Origin of the sequence: Amycolatopsis keratiniphila (assembly GCF_000400635.2) — a bacterium.
GTDB classification, from domain to species: domain Bacteria; phylum Actinomycetota; class Actinomycetes; order Mycobacteriales; family Pseudonocardiaceae; genus Amycolatopsis; species Amycolatopsis keratiniphila.
The window spans coordinates 5,257,626-5,277,780 of sequence record NC_021252.1 but is presented as its reverse complement, the minus strand read 5'-3'; the positions used below and the strand labels follow the sequence as shown (position 1 = coordinate 5,277,780).

At 70.1% G+C, this 20,155-nt stretch carries 19 protein-coding genes; 14 read left to right on the top strand and 5 right to left on the bottom strand.

All coding sequences use genetic code 11. From position 1 onward, the window contains the following. Positions 1-30: 30 nt before the first annotated feature. The 9 genes from AORI_RS64840 to AORI_RS64800 all read left to right on the top strand — a co-directional run bounded on the left by AORI_RS64840 (position 31) and on the right by AORI_RS64800 (position 9,592). Positions 31-1,419, top strand: coding sequence for an MFS transporter (locus AORI_RS64840; protein ID WP_016335105.1), 1,389 nt, complete (start codon positions 31-33; stop codon positions 1,417-1,419). Beyond that, complete coding sequence (locus AORI_RS64835) at positions 1,416-2,282, top strand: FAD binding domain-containing protein (RefSeq protein ID WP_016335104.1); 867 nt, start codon at positions 1,416-1,418, stop codon at positions 2,280-2,282. The genes AORI_RS64840 and AORI_RS64835 overlap by 4 nt, the downstream gene beginning before the upstream one ends. Further along, positions 2,279-4,684 (top strand): xanthine dehydrogenase family protein molybdopterin-binding subunit, encoded by a 2,406-nt coding sequence (locus AORI_RS64830; protein ID WP_016335103.1) that lies wholly within the window; start codon positions 2,279-2,281, stop codon positions 4,682-4,684. Before AORI_RS64835 ends, AORI_RS64830 begins: the two co-directional genes overlap by 4 nt. Next, the gene (locus AORI_RS64825) at positions 4,681-5,181 is read left to right on the top strand and encodes a (2Fe-2S)-binding protein (protein WP_016335102.1); all 501 of its coding nucleotides are present in this window, start codon (positions 4,681-4,683) and stop codon (positions 5,179-5,181) included. Before AORI_RS64830 ends, AORI_RS64825 begins: the two co-directional genes overlap by 4 nt. Beyond that, entirely contained in the window at positions 5,178-5,819 is a 642-nt protein-coding gene (locus AORI_RS64820; RefSeq protein ID WP_016335101.1) for an SRPBCC family protein, read from the top strand. Before AORI_RS64825 ends, AORI_RS64820 begins: the two co-directional genes overlap by 4 nt. Continuing rightward, positions 5,806-7,275, top strand: coding sequence for an isochorismatase family protein (locus AORI_RS84680; RefSeq protein WP_016335100.1), 1,470 nt, complete (start codon positions 5,806-5,808; stop codon positions 7,273-7,275). The genes AORI_RS64820 and AORI_RS84680 overlap by 14 nt, the downstream gene beginning before the upstream one ends. Before the next feature lie 300 nt (positions 7,276-7,575). After that, positions 7,576-8,280: an ABC transporter ATP-binding protein gene (locus AORI_RS64810; protein ID WP_016335099.1), complete on the top strand. Its 705-nt coding sequence runs from the start codon at positions 7,576-7,578 to the stop codon at positions 8,278-8,280. Next, positions 8,277-8,990: a hypothetical protein gene (locus AORI_RS64805; RefSeq protein WP_016335098.1), complete on the top strand. Its 714-nt coding sequence runs from the start codon at positions 8,277-8,279 to the stop codon at positions 8,988-8,990. The genes AORI_RS64810 and AORI_RS64805 overlap by 4 nt, the downstream gene beginning before the upstream one ends. After that, positions 8,987-9,592 carry a hypothetical protein gene (locus tag AORI_RS64800; RefSeq protein WP_016335097.1) on the top strand — a complete coding sequence of 202 codons (606 nt, stop codon included), beginning with the start codon at positions 8,987-8,989 and terminating at the stop codon, positions 9,590-9,592. The genes AORI_RS64805 and AORI_RS64800 overlap by 4 nt, the downstream gene beginning before the upstream one ends. Here AORI_RS64800 and AORI_RS64795 read toward each other — a convergent pair. The 3 genes from AORI_RS64795 to AORI_RS64785 are packed head-to-tail and all read right to left on the bottom strand — an operon-like array spanning position 9,567 to position 11,857. After that, a complete protein-coding gene (locus AORI_RS64795) occupies positions 9,567-10,262 on the bottom strand; it encodes a response regulator (RefSeq protein ID WP_016335096.1) in 696 nt (231 codons plus the stop codon). The genes AORI_RS64800 and AORI_RS64795 overlap by 26 nt on opposite strands. Continuing rightward, positions 10,259-11,119, bottom strand: coding sequence for a sensor histidine kinase (locus tag AORI_RS64790; protein ID WP_043848194.1), 861 nt, complete (start codon positions 11,117-11,119; stop codon positions 10,259-10,261). The genes AORI_RS64795 and AORI_RS64790 overlap by 4 nt, the downstream gene beginning before the upstream one ends. 27 nt (positions 11,120-11,146) lie before the next feature. After that, the gene (locus tag AORI_RS64785; protein WP_228688169.1) at positions 11,147-11,857 is read right to left on the bottom strand and encodes a TSUP family transporter; all 711 of its coding nucleotides are present in this window, start codon (positions 11,855-11,857) and stop codon (positions 11,147-11,149) included. A 279-nt stretch (positions 11,858-12,136) separates the two neighbouring features. On the opposite strand from AORI_RS64785, the gene ald reads away from it, so the two are divergent. The 5 genes from ald to AORI_RS64760 all read left to right on the top strand — a co-directional run bounded on the left by ald (position 12,137) and on the right by AORI_RS64760 (position 18,176). Beyond that, on the top strand, positions 12,137-13,252 hold the full coding sequence (ald, locus tag AORI_RS64780) for an alanine dehydrogenase (protein WP_016335093.1): 1,116 nt from the start codon (positions 12,137-12,139) through the stop codon (positions 13,250-13,252). 64 nt (positions 13,253-13,316) lie between these two features. Further along, positions 13,317-14,777, top strand: a complete 1,461-nt coding sequence (gene pdxR, locus AORI_RS64775) for a MocR-like pyridoxine biosynthesis transcription factor PdxR (protein WP_016335092.1) — start codon at positions 13,317-13,319, stop codon at positions 14,775-14,777. A gap of 104 nt (positions 14,778-14,881) precedes the next feature. Beyond that, positions 14,882-16,528: an amidohydrolase gene (locus AORI_RS64770; protein ID WP_043848193.1), complete on the top strand. Its 1,647-nt coding sequence runs from the start codon at positions 14,882-14,884 to the stop codon at positions 16,526-16,528. Next, complete coding sequence (locus AORI_RS64765; RefSeq protein WP_016335090.1) at positions 16,525-16,737, top strand: DUF3311 domain-containing protein; 213 nt, start codon at positions 16,525-16,527, stop codon at positions 16,735-16,737. Before AORI_RS64770 ends, AORI_RS64765 begins: the two co-directional genes overlap by 4 nt. After that, a complete protein-coding gene (locus tag AORI_RS64760) occupies positions 16,737-18,176 on the top strand; it encodes a sodium:solute symporter family protein (protein ID WP_016335089.1) in 1,440 nt (479 codons plus the stop codon). Before AORI_RS64765 ends, AORI_RS64760 begins: the two co-directional genes overlap by 1 nt. Positions 18,177-18,316: 140 nt before the next feature. Here the strand turns inward: AORI_RS64760 and AORI_RS64755 are convergent, their stop codons facing one another. After that, on the bottom strand, positions 18,317-19,555 hold the full coding sequence (locus AORI_RS64755; RefSeq protein WP_016335088.1) for a polysaccharide pyruvyl transferase family protein: 1,239 nt from the start codon (positions 19,553-19,555) through the stop codon (positions 18,317-18,319). After that, positions 19,552-20,151 carry an OmpA family protein gene (locus AORI_RS64750; protein WP_228688168.1) on the bottom strand — a complete coding sequence of 200 codons (600 nt, stop codon included), beginning with the start codon at positions 20,149-20,151 and terminating at the stop codon, positions 19,552-19,554. The genes AORI_RS64755 and AORI_RS64750 overlap by 4 nt, the downstream gene beginning before the upstream one ends. Between the last annotated feature and the right edge of the window lie 4 nt (positions 20,152-20,155).

Below are 20,155 nucleotides of genomic sequence, written 5' to 3'. Positions count from 1 at the left end.
CGCTGGCCGGCAATCGCATCGGAGTGGTTCATGCGTACTGGTGATCAGATCGTCCAGGACCTGCCCTGGCGTTGGAGCGTTCAGGGAAAGATCTTCCTCATCGGCGGGCTGGGCTACATGTTCGATGCCTGGGACGTCGCGTTGAACGGATTCCTCACCCCGCTGGTCGGGACGGAATTCGGGTTGTCCGCCGGCGGCAAGGGCCTGGTGGCCACCGCGAACCTGATCGGCATGGCCGTGGGCGCGGTCGCCTGGGGCACGATCGCCGACCGGATCGGCCGGAAGAAGGCGTTCAGCATCACGCTGCTGCTGTTCGCGCTGTTCTCCGTGCTGGGCGCGCTCGCGCCGAACGTGGAGACGTTCCTCGCCCTGCGTTTCCTGGCGGGGATCGGACTGGGCGGCTGCATCCCGGTCGACTACGCGATCGTCAGCGAGTTCTCCCCGCGCAAGCATCGAGGCCGGGTCCTGTCCGCGATGGACGGCTGGTGGCCGATCGGGACCACACTGGCCGCCGTCAGCGCGACGCTCCTGCTCCCGGTCGAGGGGAACTGGCGCTGGATGCTGGTCTTGATGATCCTGCCCGCGCTGCTGCTGTTCTGGGTGCGGCGTGGTGTCCCGGAATCACCGCTGTACCTGGTGCGCAAGGGCCGCGAGGCGGAGGCACGGGCGGTGATCGACGACCTCGTGCGCCGCACGGGAGCGACTCCGGAGCCGTACTCGATCCCGCCCGCGGTGGTCGAGGACACCCGGGGCGGCGCGGTCGCGGCCGCGTTCGACCAGCTGCGCCGGGTGTGGGCGTTCAACCCGAGGATCACGGCGGTGGCGTGGTCGCTGTTCATCAGTGTCATGCTGGTCTACTACGCCGCGCTCAGCTGGATGCCGTCCATCCTGCGGGCGCAGGGATTCGGCGAGATCGCCGCCTTCGCCTCGACCGCGCTCATGAACGCGACCGGCATCGTGGGTGTCGCGGTGGCCGTGCTCCTGGTCGACAAGGTCGGCCGCAAGCGGATCATCATGGTCGCCGGTCCGCTCACCGCGCTGTCGCTCGTGGTGTTCTCCCTGCTGCTCGACACGCCTGCCGCGGCGGTCGTGGCGATCGGCGCGTTCGGCCTGTTCGCGCTGGTGGTCATCCCGGTGATGTACGCCTACGTCTCCGAGCTCTACCCGACGGAACTGCGGGCTTCGGGATTCGGCTGGGCGTCGTCGTCGAGCCGGGCGATCACCGGTTTCGCGCCCCTGCTGTTCGGCAGCGTGCTGTGGCCGGTGCTCGGGTTGCCCCTCACCTTCGCGGTGCTGGGGGTGCTCGTGGTGGCCGCGGTCTTGTTCATGATGACGGGCGCGCCGGAGACCCGCGGCCGCGAACTCGACCGGATCGTCGACCCGGCCGAGCCATCCGCCGAAACCAGGACGGCTCTGTGAAGCCCGCCGCGTTCCGGTACCACCGGGCCCACGACGTCACCGACGCCGTCGGCCTGCTCGGCGAGCTCGCCGCGGCGGGCGAGGACCCGAAACTCATCGCCGGCGGCCAGAGCCTGATGCCGATGATGAACTTCCGGCTCGCCCGTCCGACGGCGCTGGTGGATCTGGGACCGTTGCGCCGGGACCCGGCGCTGAACTCCGTCCGGCGTGACGGGGCCGGCCTCACCATCGGCGCGCTGGTCACCCATCGGGCGGTGGAGGTCTCCGAGCTGGGACCGGATTTCGACGTGCTCTCCCGTGCGATGCGGTGGGTGGGGCACCTGCCGATCCGCTCCCGCGGCACGGTGGCGGGCAGCATCGTCCACGGTGACGCGACCGCGGAATGGTGCCTGCTCGCCCTGCTGCTCGACGCGGTGATCGTCGCCGAAGGCCCGCGCGGTCCCAGGGAGATCCCGGCCGCGGAGATGTTCCACGGCTTCTACACCACGGCCGTCGAACCGGACGAGGTCGTGACGGCGGTGCGTTTCACCAGGCCGTCGCCGCGGGCCGCGGTGACCGAATTCGCACGCCGCCACGGCGATTTCGCGATCGTCGACGCCGCGGTGAGCATCGACGCGGAGCACGGGGGCCGGGTCGTGCTCGGCGGCGTGGCCCCCGCGCCCGTCCGGGTGCCCGAGGCCGAGGCACTGCTCGACGGCGGCGTTCCCGGTCCGGAGCTGTTCGCCGCGTGCGGTGCGGCCGCCGCGGCGGCGATCGATCCGCCCGACGACGCGGCGGGCAGCGCTGCCTACCGCCGACGGCTGGCGCGAACGCTCGTCACCCAGGCGCTGCACGAGGCGTGGGAGAAAGGAGAAACGCGATGACCGCACGGTTCGACGGGCGCCAGGGCCGCTGGGTCGGCGCGTCGGTGCCCCGGCGTGAGGATCCCCGCCTGCTCACCGGCCGCGGCCGGTTCGTCGACGACATCCAGCTGCCCGGCATGCTGCACGCGGCCTTCGTCCGTTCGACGGTCGCGCACGGCAAGCTGGCCGGGATCGACCTTTCGGCGACTCTGGCGGTCGATGGTGTCGTCGCCGCGTATACGGCGGAAGACCTGGCACTCGGTGACATCGTCGCGTTGCTCGACCGTCCGCCGGAGGAGTTCTCGCCGACCGCGATGCCGATCCTGGCCAGGGAGAAGGTGCGGTTCACCGGCGAACCGGTGGCGCTGGTCGTCGCTCGGGATCCGTACAGCGCCGAGGACGGTGTCGAGGCCGCGGTGGTGGACTACGAGCCGCTCGGGGCGATCGTGTCGGAGGAGTCGGCGTTCGCCGAGGGCGCTCCGCTCGTGCACGACGAGGTGCCCGGCAACGTGCTGGTCGACGTGTCGATGTTCGACACGCCTGGTGTCGACGCGGCGTTCGAAGCGGCCCGCGCGGGCGGCGGCCGGGTGGTCGAGGTCGTCACGAAGAGCGGGCGGCAGAACGCGCTCCCGCTCGAAACACGGGGAGTCGTGGCGTCCTGGGACGACCACGACGACCAGTTGCTCGTCCAGATGTGCACGCAGGTGCCGCATCAGGTGCGCACGGCGATGGCCCGTTCGCTGCGGGTCCCCGAACGCACCGTGCGGGTCACCGTCCCGGACATGGGCGGCGGCTTCGGCCAGAAATGCGTCGTCGGCCGCGAGGAGATCGCGGTCGCGGCGGCGGCGCGGCGGCTGAACCGGCCGTTGAAATGGATCGAAGACCGGCGTGAGGCGCTCACGGCGGGATTCCTTGCCAGGGAACAGCGTTACCGCACGCTGGCGGCGTTCGACGAGGACGGGCGGATCACCGCGCTGGACGTCGACGTCGTCTGCGACATGGGCGCCTACTCCTGCTACCCGTTCACGGCCGGCATCGAGCCGCTGATGGCGTCGGCCGAGATGCCGAGCGTGTACCAGGTGCCCGAGTACCGCGTCCGTGCCCGCGCCATCGCGAGCAACAAGGCACCGACGGCGCCCTATCGCGGAGTCAGCCGTCCGCAGTACGTGATGGCGATCGAACGGATCATGGAACGCGCCGCCAGGGAACTCGGCCTCGATCCGGTCGAGATCCGGCGGCGGAACGTGATCACGCAGTTCCCGTACACCGGCGTCAACGCCATCACCTACGACCCCGGCACCTACCGTGAATCGCTCGAGCTCGCCGAGGCGGCGATCCGGGACGAGGGCTGGTACGAGATCCGGGACCGTGCGGCGGCCGAAGGCAGGCACATCGGCATCGGCTACTGCTGTTTCTCCGAGCGGACCGGATACGGCTCGGGCGCCTTCGCCAAACGGAAGATGGCGGTGGTCCCCGGTTTCGACATCTCCGAGATCCGGATGGACACGACCGGCTCCGTCGTGGTCACCAGCGGGACCATGAACCACGGTCAGTCGCACGAGACGACGCTGGCGCAGATCGTGGCCGACCGGCTGGGGCTGCACCTCGACCAGGTCAAACTGCGTCAGGGCGACACCGAGCGCATCGCCTACGGCTGGGGCACTTTCGCCTCCCGCTCGGTGACGATCGGTGGCTCGGCGGTGTCCCTCGCGGCCGGGAAACTCGGCGAACTGCTGTGCAGGATCGCCGCCCATCTGCTCGAGACGAGTCCCGACAACGTCCGCCTCGACGGTGACGGCGGCGTCGTCCAGATCGACGATCCGGAGCGCCGCGCGTCCTTCGAGGAGATCGCCGATGTGGCGTACCTGCGCAGTCACCTGCTGCCCAAGGACGTCGAGCCGACGCTGACGGCCACGGCGAGCTTCGACGTACCCGGCGACGGCACCTTCTCGAACGCCACGCACGCCGTGGTCGTCGAGGCCGATCCGGGCACCGGCCAGATCAAGATCCTGCGCTACGCGTGCGTGGAGGACTGCGGGGTGGTGATCCACCCGCAGGTCGTCGACGGCCAGTGCCGGGGCGGGATCGCGCAGGGCATCGCCGGCGCCCTGTTCGAGGAGATCACCTACGCGGGCAACGGGGAACCGTCGGCCGCGAGCTTCATCGACTACCTGGTCCCGACCGCGACGGAGATCCCCGACATCACCGTCACCCATCTCGAAACCCCTTGCGCGTTCACGGAAAACGGTGCGAAGGGGGCGGGGGAGGGCGGCACCATCGGCGCGCCCGCCGCGGTGCTGAACGCGATCAACGACGCGTTGCGCCACACGGGGGTCGAACTCGACGTGACCCCGGTGCATCCGCAGACCGTGCTCGCCGCGCTCGACGCGGGGGTCCACAAGGAAATGAGCGTTCTGTCATGAGCGACCGGCACCTGATCGTCCTGAACGTCAACGGCGAGCCGCACGAGGCCCTCGTCGAGCCGCGCAAGACCCTGCTCGACGTGCTGCGGCACGACCTCGGGCTCACCGGCACCCACGTCGGCTGCGAGCACGGGGTGTGCGGCGCCTGCACCGTCCTCGTCGACGGCGAACCGGTGCGGGCGTGCCTGATGTTCGCCGTGCAGGCGGAGTCGGCCGAGATCCGCACGGTCGAATCGCTGGGACGCGACGGCGAACTTTCCGATCTGCAGCGGTCTTTCAGCGAGCACCACGGCCTGCAATGCGGCTTCTGCACCCCCGGATTCCTCATGCTGGCTGAGGGTTTTCTGGCTCAGCGGCCCGACGCCGGCCGTGAGGAGATCCGCGAGGCCGTGTCGGCGAATCTGTGCCGCTGCACCGGTTATCAGACGATCGTGGACGCGATCGAGGCGACCGCGACCCGTCGATGCCACGCCAAGGAGAAGGAGGCGACAGCGTGATCCTGGAGAACCAGCTGTCCGTACCGGCCGGACCCGACGAGGTCTTCGCCTTGATCAACGACGTCGAGCGGGTGGCGGGCTGTCTGCCCGGCGCGACCCTCGACGGACGGCAGGACGACGCCTATCTCGGCCGCGTGAAGGTCAAGGTCGGCCCGATCACCGCCGCCTACTCCGGCACCGTGCGGTTCACCGACGTCACCGAGGCCGACCGCAGCCTGCGGCTGGTGGCCAGGGGAGCGGACGCCCACGGCAACGGCGACGCCGAGGCCGACGTGACGCTGACCGTGCGCGAGGCACCCGGCGGCGCCACCATCGAACTGCGCACCGATCTGTCGATCCGCGGCAAGCTCGCCCAGTTCGGCAAGGGCGCGATCGGCGCCGTCTCCACCCGGCTGCTCGACCAGTTCGCCCGCAATCTCGCCGACCAGCTGCGAGCGGGGCCCGTCGCGGCCACGAGCGCCGCTCCCGCGCCGGTGCCGGAGGCCGTCGACGGTCTCGCCATGGTGCTTCCGGAGGGCGTCAAACGCTACGGCGTGATCGCGGCCGCCGCGGCCCTCGGGCTGTTCCAGGGCTGGCTGCTGGGCCGGATCCGCACCCAGGACAAACTGATCAAGGAGTTGCAGCGTGGCCGTCGATGAAAGCCTCGACAGCGTGTACGACCGGGCCGGTTTCGGGGCGAGCGTGCCGCGCGGATCGCGTCCGGCGCTGGTCGTGGTCGACCTGACGCGGGGCTTCACCGAGCCCGCGTTCCCGTCCGGCGCCGACCTCACCGCCGAAGTCACCGCGACCACCGCCCTCGTCGCCGAAGCACGGCGACAGGGTGTGCCGGTGATCTACACCGCGATCAGTTACACACCCGCCGAGGCGGACGGCGACGCCGTGGCGTGGCTCCGGAAAGCGCCCGGGATGCGGGCGCTTTGTGAAGGAAGTGAAGTGGTCGCCCTCGACCCGAGGCTCGAACAGCGGGAGGGCGACCATCTCATCCTGAAGAAGGGCGCGTCGGCGTTCCACGGGACTTCGCTGGCCGCGCTCCTCACGAGTCTGGGCACGGACACCGTCGTCGTCTGCGGTGCGACGACTTCGGGATGTGTCCGTGCGACCGCCGTCGACGCCGTCCAGTCCGGTTTCGACACGCTCGTCGTCCGGGAAGCCTGCGGTGACCGCGCTGCCGGGCCCCACGACGCCGCTTTGTTCGACCTGCAAGCGAAATACGCGGACGTCGTCGGACTCGACGATGCCCTGACGTATCTCGCGGATCTGGATCGCCGCACACTCGGGCAACCCGCGTTGGCGGATCTCGGCGACGTTCCGGCGACCAGCCGGTGGGTGACGTCGGGTTCAGTGCGGCTGCACGTGCTCGACTACGGTCCCTCCGATGGTATCCCGGTGCTCGTGCTGCCGGGGATCACCAGCCCGGCGGTCACGATGGACTTCGTGGCACGGGAACTCACCGACCTCGTGCGGCCGATCGTGCTCGACGTCCGCGGCCGCGGGCTGTCCGATGACGCCGCGGAGTACGACTTGGCGAGCTACGCCGCGGACGTCGATGCGGTCGTGGACGGACTCGGGCTGCGCGATCCGATCCTTTTCGGACACTCTATGGGCGCACGGATCGCAGCCCGTGCCGCCACCACCCGGCCGTTCCGGGGCACGGTGCTCGCCGACCCGCCGCTGAGCGGCCCCGGGCGGGCACCGTATCCGACCACACTCGACGCCTTCCTCGGGCAACTCGACCAAGCGCGCCGGGGGACCGATGCCGACGAGGTGGCCCGATCGTGGCCGCGATGGCCGCGTCGGGAGCAGGAACTGCGCGCCCGCTGGCTGTCTTCGTGCTCCCGCGACGCGATCGTCGCCACGCACGGCGGGTTCGAATCCGAGGACTTCTTCGACGACTGGCCGAAGGTGCCCGCGTCGACGTACTTCCTGTACGGCGGCGCGAGCCCGGTCGTCACGGCCGCCGGTGCGGCGGAAGCGGCCGAGCGCAATCCGTCGGCCGAGTTCGTCGAGATCCCGAAGGCGGGGCACATGATCTTCTGGGATGAGCCCGAAGCCGCTCTTGCCGCTTTGCGGGAGGCGTTGCGCAAGCTGCTCTGAGCGGGGTGAAGCCGGAACTCGCGTGATCAGAAGCCGCACTCGCGTGATTGAGGGCGTAACTCACGTGATTGGAGGCGGGACACGTCGGTGCGGGCGAGTTACGCCTTCAATCACGCGAATAGCGGCTTCAATCACGTGAATCGCGGTTCTGATCACGCAACGAATCAGCGATCGAGTACGGCCGTAGGACCCAGGGCCCAGGGACACCGGCCAGGATCGGTCCTCGGTCCGACGCGAAGGCGTATCCCGTTGGGATGGACTGGCGAGCGACGTGTTCGCGCTCGACGGGAAGAAGTCCTGATGCTCAAGTTCGACCGGCTCACCAAGCGACGAGGATCGGCGACGATCCTGTCCGACGTCAGTTTCGAAGCCCGTCCGGGAAGGGTGACCGGCTTCCTCGGGCCCAACGGCGCCGGGAAGTCGTCGACCCTGCGGATCCTCCTTGGGCTGGACCGGCCGACGTCGGGAACCGCGCTGGTCGACGGCGTTCCGTTCGCCGCCTTGCGGGATCCTCTGCGCAAGGTCGGCGCCGTACTCGACGGCTCGGGCGCGCATCGCTCGCGCACCGGCCGAGCGCATCTGAAGTGGGTCGCCGCGGCGGGCGGGATCCCGCGCGGCAGGGTGGACGAGGTCCTCGCGGAGGTCGGGCTGTCCGCCGCCGCGGGCAAACGCGTCCGCGGCTACTCGCTGGGGATGGGGCGACGGCTGGCACTGGCGGCGGCATTGCTCGGCGACCCCGAGGTACTGGTGCTCGACGAACCGGTCAACGGTCTCGATCCGGAAGGCATCCGATGGATCCGCGGTTTCCTCCGCGAACGGGCCGCGGCCGGGCGGACCGTCCTGCTTTCGAGCCACCTCATGGGAGAACTGTCGGAGACGGTCGACGACGTCGTGGTCATCGACGGCGGCAGGATCGTCGCGCGGGGAACACTCGCCGAGGTCGTCGGTCGGCACCGAAGCCTGGAGGACGCGTTCTTCGCGCTCACCACAGGGGCCGTCCGATGAGGGTCTATCGCGGAGAACTGCGCAAACTCACCTCGCTGCCGTCGGTCTGGGCCGCGGTCGCGGTCGGCGTACTGGTCCCGGCCGGCCTGACGTTCCTCAACGCGAGGGCGGCGGTCAGTCGTGGCAACGTGGACCTCGGATTCCAGGAACTCGCGTTCGGCGTGGTGGGCGCGATCATCCTGGGCGTCGTCGCGGTGAGCAGCGAGTACACCGCCGAAGGGGAGAACGCCGGTGGTGGACGCCAGATCACCACGAGTCTCACGGTCGTGTCGTCCCGGAGGCGCTTGCTGGTCGCGAAGCTGGCGGGGATGAGCACGGTGGTCGCGGCGCTGGCGGCGGTTTCCTCGGCCATCACCCTCACGATCGTCGAAGCGCTGGGCGTGAGCGATTTCGGGCGCTTGCCGGGAGTCGTCCTCTACTGGGTGCTGACCGCCCTGCTCGCGTCCGGCCTGACCTTGTTGACACGCAACGGAATCCTGCCGCTCACCGTGCTGATTCTGAACACGTCGGTGGTCACGGTCACTTACCTGCTCACGAAAGTCACGCCGCTGGCCGCGTTCTTCCCCGACCTGGCCGGGTTCCGGATGTTCGTCGAGCGGGTGGATCTGCCCGTCCGGCTCTCGCCGGTCACCGGTGGCCTGGTGATGACGGCCTGGGTCGCGGCGCTGCTCGCCGCCGGTTCCCTGGTCTTCCGCAGGAGGGACGCGTGACGGGCGGCCGGGCGATCCGGGCCGAGATCCTCAAACTGCTCAGCCTGCCGGCGACGTACTTCACCCTGCTCGGCACCTTGGGTGTTTCGGCGATCCTCGCGACCGCGTTCTCGCGACAAGGCGTCTCACCCGTCGGCTACGTCCAGGCCGGGTTCATCGTTCTCGGTGTCGTCGCGGTGACGTCGGAGTACGGCGGCGGCCAGATCCACCGCACCCTGACCGCCATGCCGCGCCGGATCACCCAGCATCTTGCCAAAATGACCGCTCTTCTGATCGTGGCCGTCCCGGCGGCCGCCCTGACCGCGCTGGCCGGCGGACCGTGGTCCGACGTGGCGGGAGCGAGCGCCTATCTCGCGCTCACCACGATCCTCTCCGCCGCCGTCGCGACGGTTGTGCGCTGGAGTGTCCCGGCGGTGGCCGGGCTCCTCGGGTACTACTTCATCGCGGGCCCGCTTCTCCGTGACCGGGCCACTTTCGCGGAGTACCTCCCGGACGCCGCGAGCCACGACGTGCGTTCACTCGGCGGCTCGGCCGTCGTGCTGGGCTGGGGGCTCGTCGCGGTGGGGATCTCGGCGATCACGTTCCACCGGCGGGACGCTTGACCGCGCGCGGGGCCACCAGTCCCAGGTCGTACGCCGTGATCACCAGCTGGGCGCGGTCGCGGGCCGATAGCTTGCTCAGGAGCCGGCTGATATGCGTCTTGACCGTCTTGACGGCGATGGTCAGCGTCTCGGCGATCTCGGTGTTGGACAGCCCGCGGCCGACGTAGGTGAGGATCTCGATCTCACGCTGGGTCAGGCCGGCGGGCGGGGGCGGGCTGTGGTGCGGCGGCGCCGTGACGTAGTGCGCTATCAGCCGGGTGAGAATGGCGGGCGCGAACAGGGATTCGCCGCTGTGCGTCCGGCGGACGGCGGTGATGAGCTCGTCCGGTTCGGTGTCCTTGAGCAGGAATCCGCTCGCACCCGCGCGGAGCGCGCCGTAGACGTACTCGTCCAGCTCGAACATGCTCAGCACGAGGATCCTGGTCCCGGCCAGGTCGGGGCGGGCGCTGATCTCCTTGGTGGCCAAGATCCCGTCCTGGCCGGGCATGCGGATGTCCATCAGCACGACGTCGGGGCGCAGCCGCCGCGCCAGTTCCACCGCCTGCGTCCCGTCTTCGGCCTGTCCGACGACGACCAGGTCCGGGGTGGCGTCGATGATGATCGCCAGGCTATGCCGCAGCAGCCGCTGGTCGTCGGCGAGCAGGACCCTGATCGGTGGCTGTCCGGTCACGGGCGTGCTCCGTCCGGTAGTCGCGCGATGAGCCGGAATCCGGTCCCGGACGGTGCCGCGTGCAGGTCGCCGCCGAGCACCTCGGTTCGTTCTCGAAGTCCGGCCAGGCCGTGACCGGCACCCGGGGCGGGGGACCAGGCACTTCGTGGCCCGTCGTCCTCGACGGTCACGACGATCGTGTCACCGTCGCGCTGTACGTCGACGCGAGCGATCGTCGGTCCGGCGTAGCGCGCGGTGTTCGCGACGGCTTCACGGACGATTTCGCACACAGTCGCTTGTACCCCAGGGGAAACGTCCCCGAGCTCGCCGACGTCCAGTCGCGGCTCGATGCCCAGCGGACGAGCGGCCTCGACGATGGCGGGAAGATCCGACAGGTTCAGCACGGGCCGCAACGGGGCGCCGCGCTCGTCAGGGTCGCGAAGCACGGCCAGCATGCGCCGGAGTTCGGTGACCGCGTCCCGGCTCGTCCGCTCGATGTCGGCGAGTGCCTGTTCGCGCTCCGCTTCCCGGACTTCCCCTTGGACCCGCCGCGCCGCACTGGCTCGCAACGTGATCACCCCGAGGCCGTGGGAAACGATGTCGTGGAGTTCCCGGGCGATCCGGAGCCGCTCATGCTGCGTGGCGTGCTCCGCCGCCCAACCGGTGAGGCGGGCTTCGTAGTCGAGGCGCCGCTTGCGAGCGCGGATCAGCGTCCATGTCGTCACGCCGATGGCCGTGGCCACCACGAGAATCGGCACGACGACCGCGCCGGGCCCGTTCGCGCCGACGGCCAGCAGCGCGATCGCGGCCACGACCAGCACCGCGGAGGCGACCAGCCACGCACGCGATCGCCATTCGGGGCGGTCCGGCGGTGTCATCACCGGCCATCGTATTACCGGCGGTTCTCAGGCCGCATGCGCCAGCGTCAGCGCACCGCCCGCCGCCGAAAGCAGGAGAACGGACCAGCGGACGGACCGTTCACCGACCCGGCGGCTGAGCGCCCGCCCCAGAAGATCGCCCGCGAGTGCGGCGAGAGCGACCGCGAGGAGCACGCTCACGGGCACCTCCACCCAGCCGAGGCTGGGCAACGCGACCAGGCCGAGGAGGAAGAAGTAGATCGACAGCGTCCCGCGTGTCTCGTCCGCGCCCCAGCCCGCGCTCGCCCCGTACACCGCCACGGCGGGACCCGAGAGCCCGGCGACGGAGTTCATCGCGGCGCTCAGCACGCCCGCGCCGACGGCGCCTGTCCGGCCGGCCAGCCGTCTGCTGGTGATGCCGCTCGCCAGCACGCCGACGGCGAGGACGCAGCAGCCGCCCGCGGCGAGCAGCAGCGGCCGCGCGGGGACACCGCGGACCACGAGCGCGACGATCGGCGTGAACAGCACCGCGGGCACCGTCAGCCACGCGACCTGGGTCCATCTGATCGCCCGCCAATGGGTGATCGCGACCGCGAGATAGACCGGGAAGCCGAGCAGCAGGGTGAGCCGGACGGCGTCGAGCGGGCCCAGGGCCAGCGCCAGGAACGGTACGCACAGCAGGGAAAGCCCCATCCCGGAAAGGCGCTGGGCGACCACCCCGGCCGCCGCCGCGAGCGAGGTCATGGCCAGGGTTCCCACGAGTCCATTGTGGATCCGGTCTCGGCGTGGCGGTAGCCGTCGTCTGGCGAAGACGTCATAGCCCAGCGCTATGAGCGGCGAAGGATGCCTTGTGGTGTGAAGGTGGCTTTCGTCGCGTCGAATGCGGGGAAAGTCCCCTTCGGCCCAGGCTCTGCGGGGCTGCGGTCAGGGGTGTGTCGCGAACTGGACCCGTCGAACGCGCGGGTTCTGGCACTTCTGGCCGTTCCAGCCGTGCCGCACGCTCAGCGTCACTGCCTTTGGAACAGACGGGAGCGTGAGATGAAGATCGGTGTCCCTCGTGAAGTCAAGAACCACGAGTACCGGGTCGCGGTGACGCCCGCGGGCGTACACGAGTTCACTTCGGCCGGGCACGAGGTGTTCGTCGAGCGCGGAGCGGGGGAAGGGTCCTCCGTGCGCGACGAGGACTACGCCGCCGCCGGTGCGAAGGTGCTCGACAGCGCCGACGACGTCTGGGCGACCGGAGACCTCGTGCTCAAGGTCAAGGAGCCGATCGCCGAGGAGTACCACCGCCTGCGCCGCGATCAGCTGCTGTTCACCTACCTCCACCTCGCCGCGAGCGAGCCGTGCACGCGGGCGCTGCTGGACGCGGGCACGACGTCGGTGGCGTACGAGACGGTGCAGCTGCCGAACGGATCGCTGCCCCTGCTGTTCCCGATGAGCGAGGTCGCCGGGCGGCTGGCGCCGCAGGTCGGCGCGCAGACGCTGATGCGTGCCAACGGCGGGCGGGGTGTGCTCATCGGCGGCGTCTCCGGGGTTGCCCCGGCCCGGGTGGTCGTACTCGGAGCCGGTGTCGCGGGTATGAACGCGGTCGCCGGCGCGGCGGGGACCTGGGCCGACGTCGTCCTGTTCGACAAGAACGTCGACAAGCTCCGTGCCGCCGACCGGATGTACCAGGGCCGGATCCGCACCGCCGCGGCCAACGCGTACTCGATCGAAGAGGCCGTGCTCGAAGCCGACCTCGTGATCGGCGCGGTGCTCGTGCCCGGTGCCAAGGCGCCGAGCCTGGTGTCGAACGATCTCGTGTCCCGGATGAAGCCGGGCAGCGTGCTCGTCGACATCTCCGTCGACCAGGGTGGCTGTTTCGAGGACACGCGACCGACGACGCATGCCGAGCCGACGTTCCAGGTGCACAACTCGGTGTTCTACTGCGTCGCCAACATGCCCGGCGCCGTTCCGCACACCTCGACCTACGCGCTGACGAACGTCACGCTTCCCTACGCGCTGGAGCTGGCGAACCACGGTCTGTCCGGCGCCGTCGCGCGGTGCCCGGAGCTGCGCGGCGGGGTCAGCACGGTGGACGGCAGGCTGACGTCCGCGCCGGTCGGAGAGGCACTCGGAATCGCTTCGGCGGGCCTCGACGACGTGCTCGGCTAGGTGGTGCGGGCCGGGATCGGGAGCTAGGTTCAGATCCCGGCCCGTCGCCGGAAGGGAGGTGCCGTTGCCGCGAACGTTGATCGAAATCGACCGGACGTCCGCCGAGCCGCTCTACCGGCAGGTGCGGCGTGCCATCGAGCACGGCATCGCGATCGGCACGTTCGACCCGGCGCACCGGCTGCCGAGTTCGCGTGAGCTGGCCGCAGAACTCGGCGTTTCCCGCAACACCATCAACCTCGCCTACCAGGAGCTGGTCGCCGAGGGGTTCGTGGAGAGCCGGGAGCGCAGCGGGCTGTTCATCAACGCGGAGATGCGGCCACATTGCGCGGTGCAGGAGCGTGGCACCAGCCCGGCCATCGACTGGAGCGCGCGGGTGCGCCGGTACCCGGACGCCGGGGTGCCGCATATCGAGAAACGCCCGGACTGGCACACCTACCCGTACCCGTTCCTCGCCGGGCAGGTGGACGTCACCGCGTTCCCGGCGCGGTCGTGGACCCGCTGCCTGCGTGACGCGCTGTACCGGCCGCACGTGTTCCCGAGCCTGCAGGACAGCGTCGGCTCCGACGACCCGATGCTGGTCGACCTGATCTGCCGTCAGCTGCTCACCGCGCGGGGGATCGAGGCCGACCCGTCGGAGGTGCTGATCACCGTCGGCTCGCAGCAGGGCCTCGACCTGCTCGGCCGCGCGCTGCTCGGGCCGGACAGCGTCGTGGCGATGGAGAACCCGGGATACCTCGACGCCCGGCACATCTTCCTGCGCACCGGCGCCGGGCTGCGCGGCGTCGACGTCGATCAGAGCGGCCTGCGCCCGCCGGACACGCTCGACGGCGTCGACCTGCTCTATCTCACCCCGAGCCACCATCACCCGACGAACGCGACGTTGAGCATCGGCCGCCGCCGACGGCTGCTCAGCCTCGCCGCGAGTGCGGGCACGGTGCTCGTCGAGGACGACTACGACAGCGAATTCCGGTACCACGGCAGCCCGACGCCCGCGCTCAAGGCGCTCGACGGCACCGGTGACGCGATCTACCTCGGCACCTTCTCCAAGTTCCTCTCGCCGGGCCTGCGGCTCGGGTACCTGGTCGGGCCGCGTGAACTGGTGCGGGAGCTGCGGGAGATCCGGCGGTACGTGCTGCGGCATCCGCCCGGTCACCTCCAGCGGGCGCTGGCGTTGCTGATCGACAGCGGCGAGTACCACCGCTCGCTGCGGCGATACCGCACGAAACTGATGCGGAAATGGGAGGCGACCTGCGCAGCGGTCACCGAACACCTGCCGTGGACGCAGACGGCGTACCCGCCGGGCGGCGTCAGCCTCTGGATGACCGGGCCGCCCGAGTTGGACTGCCGGGCGCTGATCGAGCGCGCCGAGCGCGACGGCGTCCTGATCGAGCCCGGTGACATCTTCTTCGTCGGCGACGATCCGCCGAAGAACCATTTCCGGATCGGGTTCGCGGCCGTTCCCTTGCGTGACATAGACCCCGGTATCCGGCTCCTCGGCCAGGCCTGCCGCGACCTGATCGCGTAACTGGTACCACCGCACCGGAGCGTTCTGGACCTGTTCAGGCGGCCAGACGTGCCGCACTGTCTGGGGATCCCTCGTGAGCCAGGACACGTCGCCAGGAGGTCCCTGTGGTGGAGTTCGTTCGAGAAGCCGATTTCGTCGCGCTCGGTGGCACCGTCCTCACCTTGGACGCGGCGGGGAGACGGGTGCGCGCGCTGGCCGCGAGCGGCGGGCGGATCACCGCGCTGGGTTCCGAACGGGAGATCTCCCGGCTGATCGGCCCGGGGACCACCGTGCTCGACCTGGCCGAGCGCACGGTGATCCCCGGTTTCGTCGAGTCCCACAACCATCCGGCGTTCTTCGGGATGACGCTGGCCGCGCCGGTCGACGCCGGCAGCCCGCCCAACGACACCATCGCCGACATCGCCGGACGCGTCGCCCAGGCGGCGAAGGAACTGGGCCCGGGGGAGTGGATCCGGGGTTTCCGGTACGACGACACGCTGCTCGCGGACGGCCGTCATCCGACGCGCGCGGACCTCGACCCCGTCTCCGGCCGCAATCCCGTGGTGCTGACCCATGTTTCCGGTCACTTCTGCACCGCGAACTCGCTCGCCCTGCGCGAAGTCGGGATCACCGCCGAGACCCCGGACCCGCCCGGCGGGCTCATCGTGCGCGACGCCCGCGGGGAGCCGACCGGTGTGCTCGTCGAGACCGCGGCCTTCCTCGTCACGTCCCGGTTGCCCGGGCAGAGCGCGGGCGAACTGGCCGAAGCGCTCCTCCTGGCGGACGAGGAGTACCTCGCCAACGGCGTGACCTCCGTGCACGACACCGGTATCGGGCTCATCGGCGGAGCCGCGGAACTGGAGGCGTACGCGCTGCTGCGGCGCGCCGGAAAGCTGCGTGTCCGGGTGCGCGGCTACCTGTTCGACGGTCTCCTGCCCGGCCTCGACGAAGGCCACCCGGAACCGCCGGAAGCCCAGGCGGACGACAAGTTCGCGATGACGGGGGTGAAGATCGTCGCGGACGGTTCGATCCAGGGCAAGACCGGCTGCCTCGCGGAGGGCTACACCTGCGATCCGGACGAGCACGGCATGATGCTGCTCGAACCCGCCGACCTCGGCCGCCGGATCGCCGCGCTCGACGCGGCGGGCTGGCAGGTCGCCGTGCACGGCAACGGCGACGCGGCGATCGACGCGATCATCGACGGCTACTCCCGGCTGGGCTCGCCGCGGGGAACCGGCAGGCGGCATCGGATCGAGCACTGCCAGACGGTGCGCGAAGACCAGCTGGACCGGATGGCCGCCCACGACGTCCTCGCGTCGTTCTTCGTCAAGCACGTCTACTACTGGGGCGACCGGCATCGCGACGTCTTCCTCGGGCCCGAGCGGGCGCGCCGGATCAGCCCGCTGGTTTCGGCCCGGTCACGAGGAATCCACTTCGGACTGCATTCGGACACCCCGGTGACCCCGGTGCCGCCCCTGGAGGGGATCTGGTGCGCGGTGCGCCGGATCACCAGGCAGGGCAAGGTACTCGGCCCCGAACAGGCCGTGGACGTCGACGCCGCGTTGCGCGGCTACACGATCGACGCGGCCTACCTCGCGGGCGAGGAAGACGTCAAAGGCAGCCTGGAGATCGGGAAACTCGCCGATCTCGCGGTGCTGTCCGGTGATCCCACCACGGTCGACCCCGACCTGATCCGCGAGCTGACCGTGGACGCCACCGTCAGCGGCGGCGAGGTCGTCTGGCGGCGCGAGACGACGGGAGCACGACGATGATCCGCAGCTGGCCGAGTGTCCTCATAGGACTGTTCGTCCCCGCCGTCGTCCTGCTGGCGGGAATCCTGATGCTGTCCGGTTCGACAGCGTCGGTGCTGGGCATCCCGGTGCTGTTCTTCTGGGTGTTCTGCTGCTGCCCGCTGACCACCCTGTGCCTGTGGATCAGCTGGCGTTTCTTCGACCGCGCCCACTACCCGGAGGACGACTGATGCTGATCGCGATCGTGGCGGTGGTGATGGCGGGCTCGATCGGGCTCGCGGTGTGGGCCGGACGGTCCACACGCGACGGCGGAATCTCGGAATTCCTAGTCGGCGGCCGGTCCTTCCCGGCGTGGCTGGTGTACTTTCTCGCGGTCGGCGAGGTGTACAGCATCGGGACGATGATCGGGTTCCCCAGCGGGATCTACGCGCACGGCGCGAGCTACGGGATCTGGTTCCTCGGCTACATCCTGCTCGCGTACTCGCTGGGCTATTTCCTGGCCCCGCTGGTATGGCGGGCGGCGAAACGGTACGACGCGATGACCGTGCCCGACGTGTTCGGACGGCATTTCGGCAGCAGGCGGCTGGAGCTGATCACCTGCGTGACGATGCTGATCGCGCTGGTCCCGTGGGGGCAGTACCAGTTCATCGGGCTCCAGGTGGTGCTGAGCAATCTGGGGCTGCGGCTGGATCCGGTGCAGAGCGTGGTGCTGGCGGGCATCGTGGCGTTCGTCTACATCGCCGTCTCCGGCGTGCGGTCGCCCGCGTTCGTCTCGATCCTCAAGGATTTCTTCATGCTGCTCGGCGTGGTGCTCGTCGGGGTGGCGGTCGTGATCGCCGCCGGCGGCACCGCGAAGGTCAGCGGGCCCGAGGTGCTCAGCGCGGCGCAGACCACCATGGGCGGCTCGGAACTGACCTTCGCGATGACGACGATCCTCTTCCAGAGCATCGTGTTCTACCTCGGTTTCGGTGGCGCGTATGTGTTCCCGGCCCGGTCCGAACGCGCGGTGAAGAGCTCGACCGTGTGGATGCCGATGTACATGCTGATCTACCCGTTCCTGGTGCTGGCCGCCTACTACGGCGTGCGCGCGCATCCGGATCTGGAGAACCCGAACACGGTGTTCATGGTGACCGCCAAGGGTTTACTGCCCGACTGGCTGCTGGGACTCGTCGCCGCCGGGGCGGCGCTCTCCGGTGTGCTGGTGCTCGCGGCGACCGCGCTCACCATCGGCGGCATGGTCTGCCGCAACCTCGCGCCGAATGTCCCTGCTGCGGCGCAACGGCGCTGGACGGTGGTCGCGGTGGCGAGTTTCCTGGTGCTGGCGGCGGTACTGACCCTCGTCGCGTCGACGTTGATGCTCACGATCCTGAACCTGACGTACAACCTCCTGGCCCAGGTCGTCCCCGGCTGGCTCGCGATCCTCTTCGTGCGCCGGGTGCGGACGGCCGCGGTCGCCGCCGGGATGGTCGCCGGGGTGCTCACCGCGATCGCCCTGTACGTCACCGGTGCGACGTTCGGCGGGTTCAACGCGGGTCTGGTGTCGCTCGGCGTGAACCTGGCCGTGGTGGTGGCCTGGAGCCTGGTGAAACCGGACGTGGCGCGGACACCGGTGGCCCGGTCGGCCGAGGCCGCCCCGGCCGCCGAGGCGGTCCCGTCACTCAGCACGTGACCAGAGACGGAACTCGCGTGATCGAGGACCGAACTCGCGTGATTGGAGGCGGAACTCTCGCCTCGCGGGTGATGCGCCTCCAATCACGCGAGTTCCGCCCGGAATCACGCGAGTTCCGGCTCCAATCACGCGTGATCCGGTTAGCTCGACCGGGTTCGCCACGAGCGCAGGGCGAGGCGCCGCGTCGCGGGCCGGACCTCCTCGGCCACCTGGTGTCCGTACACCGCCGTCGCGACCGAGCGTTTCAGGTCGCGGCACCGCCGGAGTACGTGCGGCGGGAACCCGGTACCGGTCGGGCGGTCCGGGGTTCCGCCCTCCTCGGCGTCGAACGACGTCCAGCCCGAGCCGAGGTCGATCAGGCTGCGGTGCTTGGTCGTGTAGTACCCGCGCGACACGCTGAACGCGAGACCGGCCGCGCCGGCCGCCGCGGCGACGAGATGCAGGTGATAGCGGCTGGAGATCCAGGTCTGCCCGGGCGCCAGCGGCAGGCCGTGGCGCCAGATGTCGCGGAACGGATGGAACTCGGCACCGGCGAGTTCGTGTTCGAGCAGCGCCGGGACGGCGCGGTCGACACGGGGAATCCCTTCGACGACGGCGAGTTGCTCCGGGTCGACTTCCCAAGCCCGCAACAAACCCAGCACCTGGGAGGCCAGCACGGACGGTTCGAAGGCGCCGATGTCGGATTGGACGCACAGCACGAATTCGCGCGCCTGCGCGGCGGGTCTCTGCTCGGGCGGCTCCAGGAAGACGTCGTCGCATGTGCGGACGACCCCGGGCAGCAGTTCGGCCGACGGGTCGTCGCGGACGTCGACGACGTCGAAACGGTCGGCGAGCGACCGGAGGAGATCGGTGGCGCCGGGCGGGAACGGCGTCAGTCCCTGCCCGGTCATGGCGGTGCGGGCACCTGACCGCCGGGCGGCCGCAGCGGCACCGGCGAGCAGCCCGATGTGCCGGGGCCACAGCGCGTTGAGGTAGCCGCCGCCGACCAGGTGCAGCACGTCGGTCCGGCCGAGCAGATCGATGCCCGCGTCCCAGCGTGGCGCGAGCCCGGGGTCGTTCACCGCCGACTGGACCCAGTTCGCGACTTCCCACGGATCGTCCGACGGCGCCTCGCCGCACAGCCGCCACAGGGTGTCCGTGCAGCGAAGGCGCGGATGCAGATCGTTCAGCAGCAGTTGCGCGGGTCCCGGTGAGTGCGTGTCGAGCCAGACGTCCGCCTCCGGCTCGGTCCGTGCCAGATAGCGCAGCCAGGTCGCCGCGATGAGTTCGTCGCCGAAATTCGGAAAGCCGCTCGGGCCGATCAGATAGTGGGAACGGCGGGGACGCGGCGCGCGGGTGGGGGAATCGCTTCCCGCACCCGCGCTTCCGTCGAAGGTCACTGCGCGACGGTGATCTGCGTGTCCAACGCCTTGTCGCCCTGCGCCTTTTCGTTGCCGGTCGCCTCGGTCTTGACGCGGTCCTTGGCCACACCCGCCCCTTCGAGCGCGGCGGTGATCGCTTCCGCGCGCTTTTCGGAGAGAGCCTTGGACTTTTCCGCGTCGGGGTAACCCGCGTGCGTGGCGACGGCGATCTTGACGTCGTTGCCCTGCATGGCCTTGGCGATCTCACCGAGTGCCGTTTTACTCTTTTCGGACAGTTCCGCACTTTCGGTGGTGAAGGTGATCGGTGACTGCTGAAGCGCCTGCTGGATCGCGGCGGTCACTTTCTGGGCCGCCTCGCCTCCGGCCTGGCCCCCGTCGCCGGTGCCCGCTCCCGAGGAGGCCGGGGCGCCGGAGGACGGCGCGCCAGCCGCACTTGAAGCGGTTCCATTCGTGCCAGAAGACCCAGCCGCACCGTTTTCGCCTTCGGAGCCGCATGCGGCCACGAGGCCGGCCACGATCGCCACGCCCGTCACCGTTCGGGCAATTGTCCTGCGCATGAAGTTCGAACTCCCTTTGGCCGTCTCCGCATTGGCTGACGCCAGGGATACGAACACGAAA

Excerpts from the sequence above, each read along its gene's own strand:
- AORI_RS64840 (WP_016335105.1), top strand. The coding sequence starts at position 31 with ATGCGTACTGGTGATCAGATCGTCCAGGACCTGCCCTGGCGTTGGAGC.
- AORI_RS64830 (WP_016335103.1), top strand. The coding sequence starts at position 2,279 with ATGACCGCACGGTTCGACGGGCGCCAGGGCCGCTGGGTCGGCGCGTCG.
- AORI_RS64825 (WP_016335102.1), top strand. The coding sequence starts at position 4,681 with ATGAGCGACCGGCACCTGATCGTCCTGAACGTCAACGGCGAGCCGCAC.
- AORI_RS64810 (WP_016335099.1), top strand. The coding sequence starts at position 7,576 with ATGCTCAAGTTCGACCGGCTCACCAAGCGACGAGGATCGGCGACGATC.
- AORI_RS64805 (WP_016335098.1), top strand. The coding sequence starts at position 8,277 with ATGAGGGTCTATCGCGGAGAACTGCGCAAACTCACCTCGCTGCCGTCG.
- AORI_RS64790 (WP_043848194.1), bottom strand. The coding sequence starts at position 11,119 with ATGACACCGCCGGACCGCCCCGAATGGCGATCGCGTGCGTGGCTGGTC.
- ald (WP_016335093.1), top strand. The coding sequence starts at position 12,137 with ATGAAGATCGGTGTCCCTCGTGAAGTCAAGAACCACGAGTACCGGGTC.
- AORI_RS64765 (WP_016335090.1), top strand. The coding sequence starts at position 16,525 with ATGATCCGCAGCTGGCCGAGTGTCCTCATAGGACTGTTCGTCCCCGCC.
- AORI_RS64760 (WP_016335089.1), top strand. The coding sequence starts at position 16,737 with ATGCTGATCGCGATCGTGGCGGTGGTGATGGCGGGCTCGATCGGGCTC.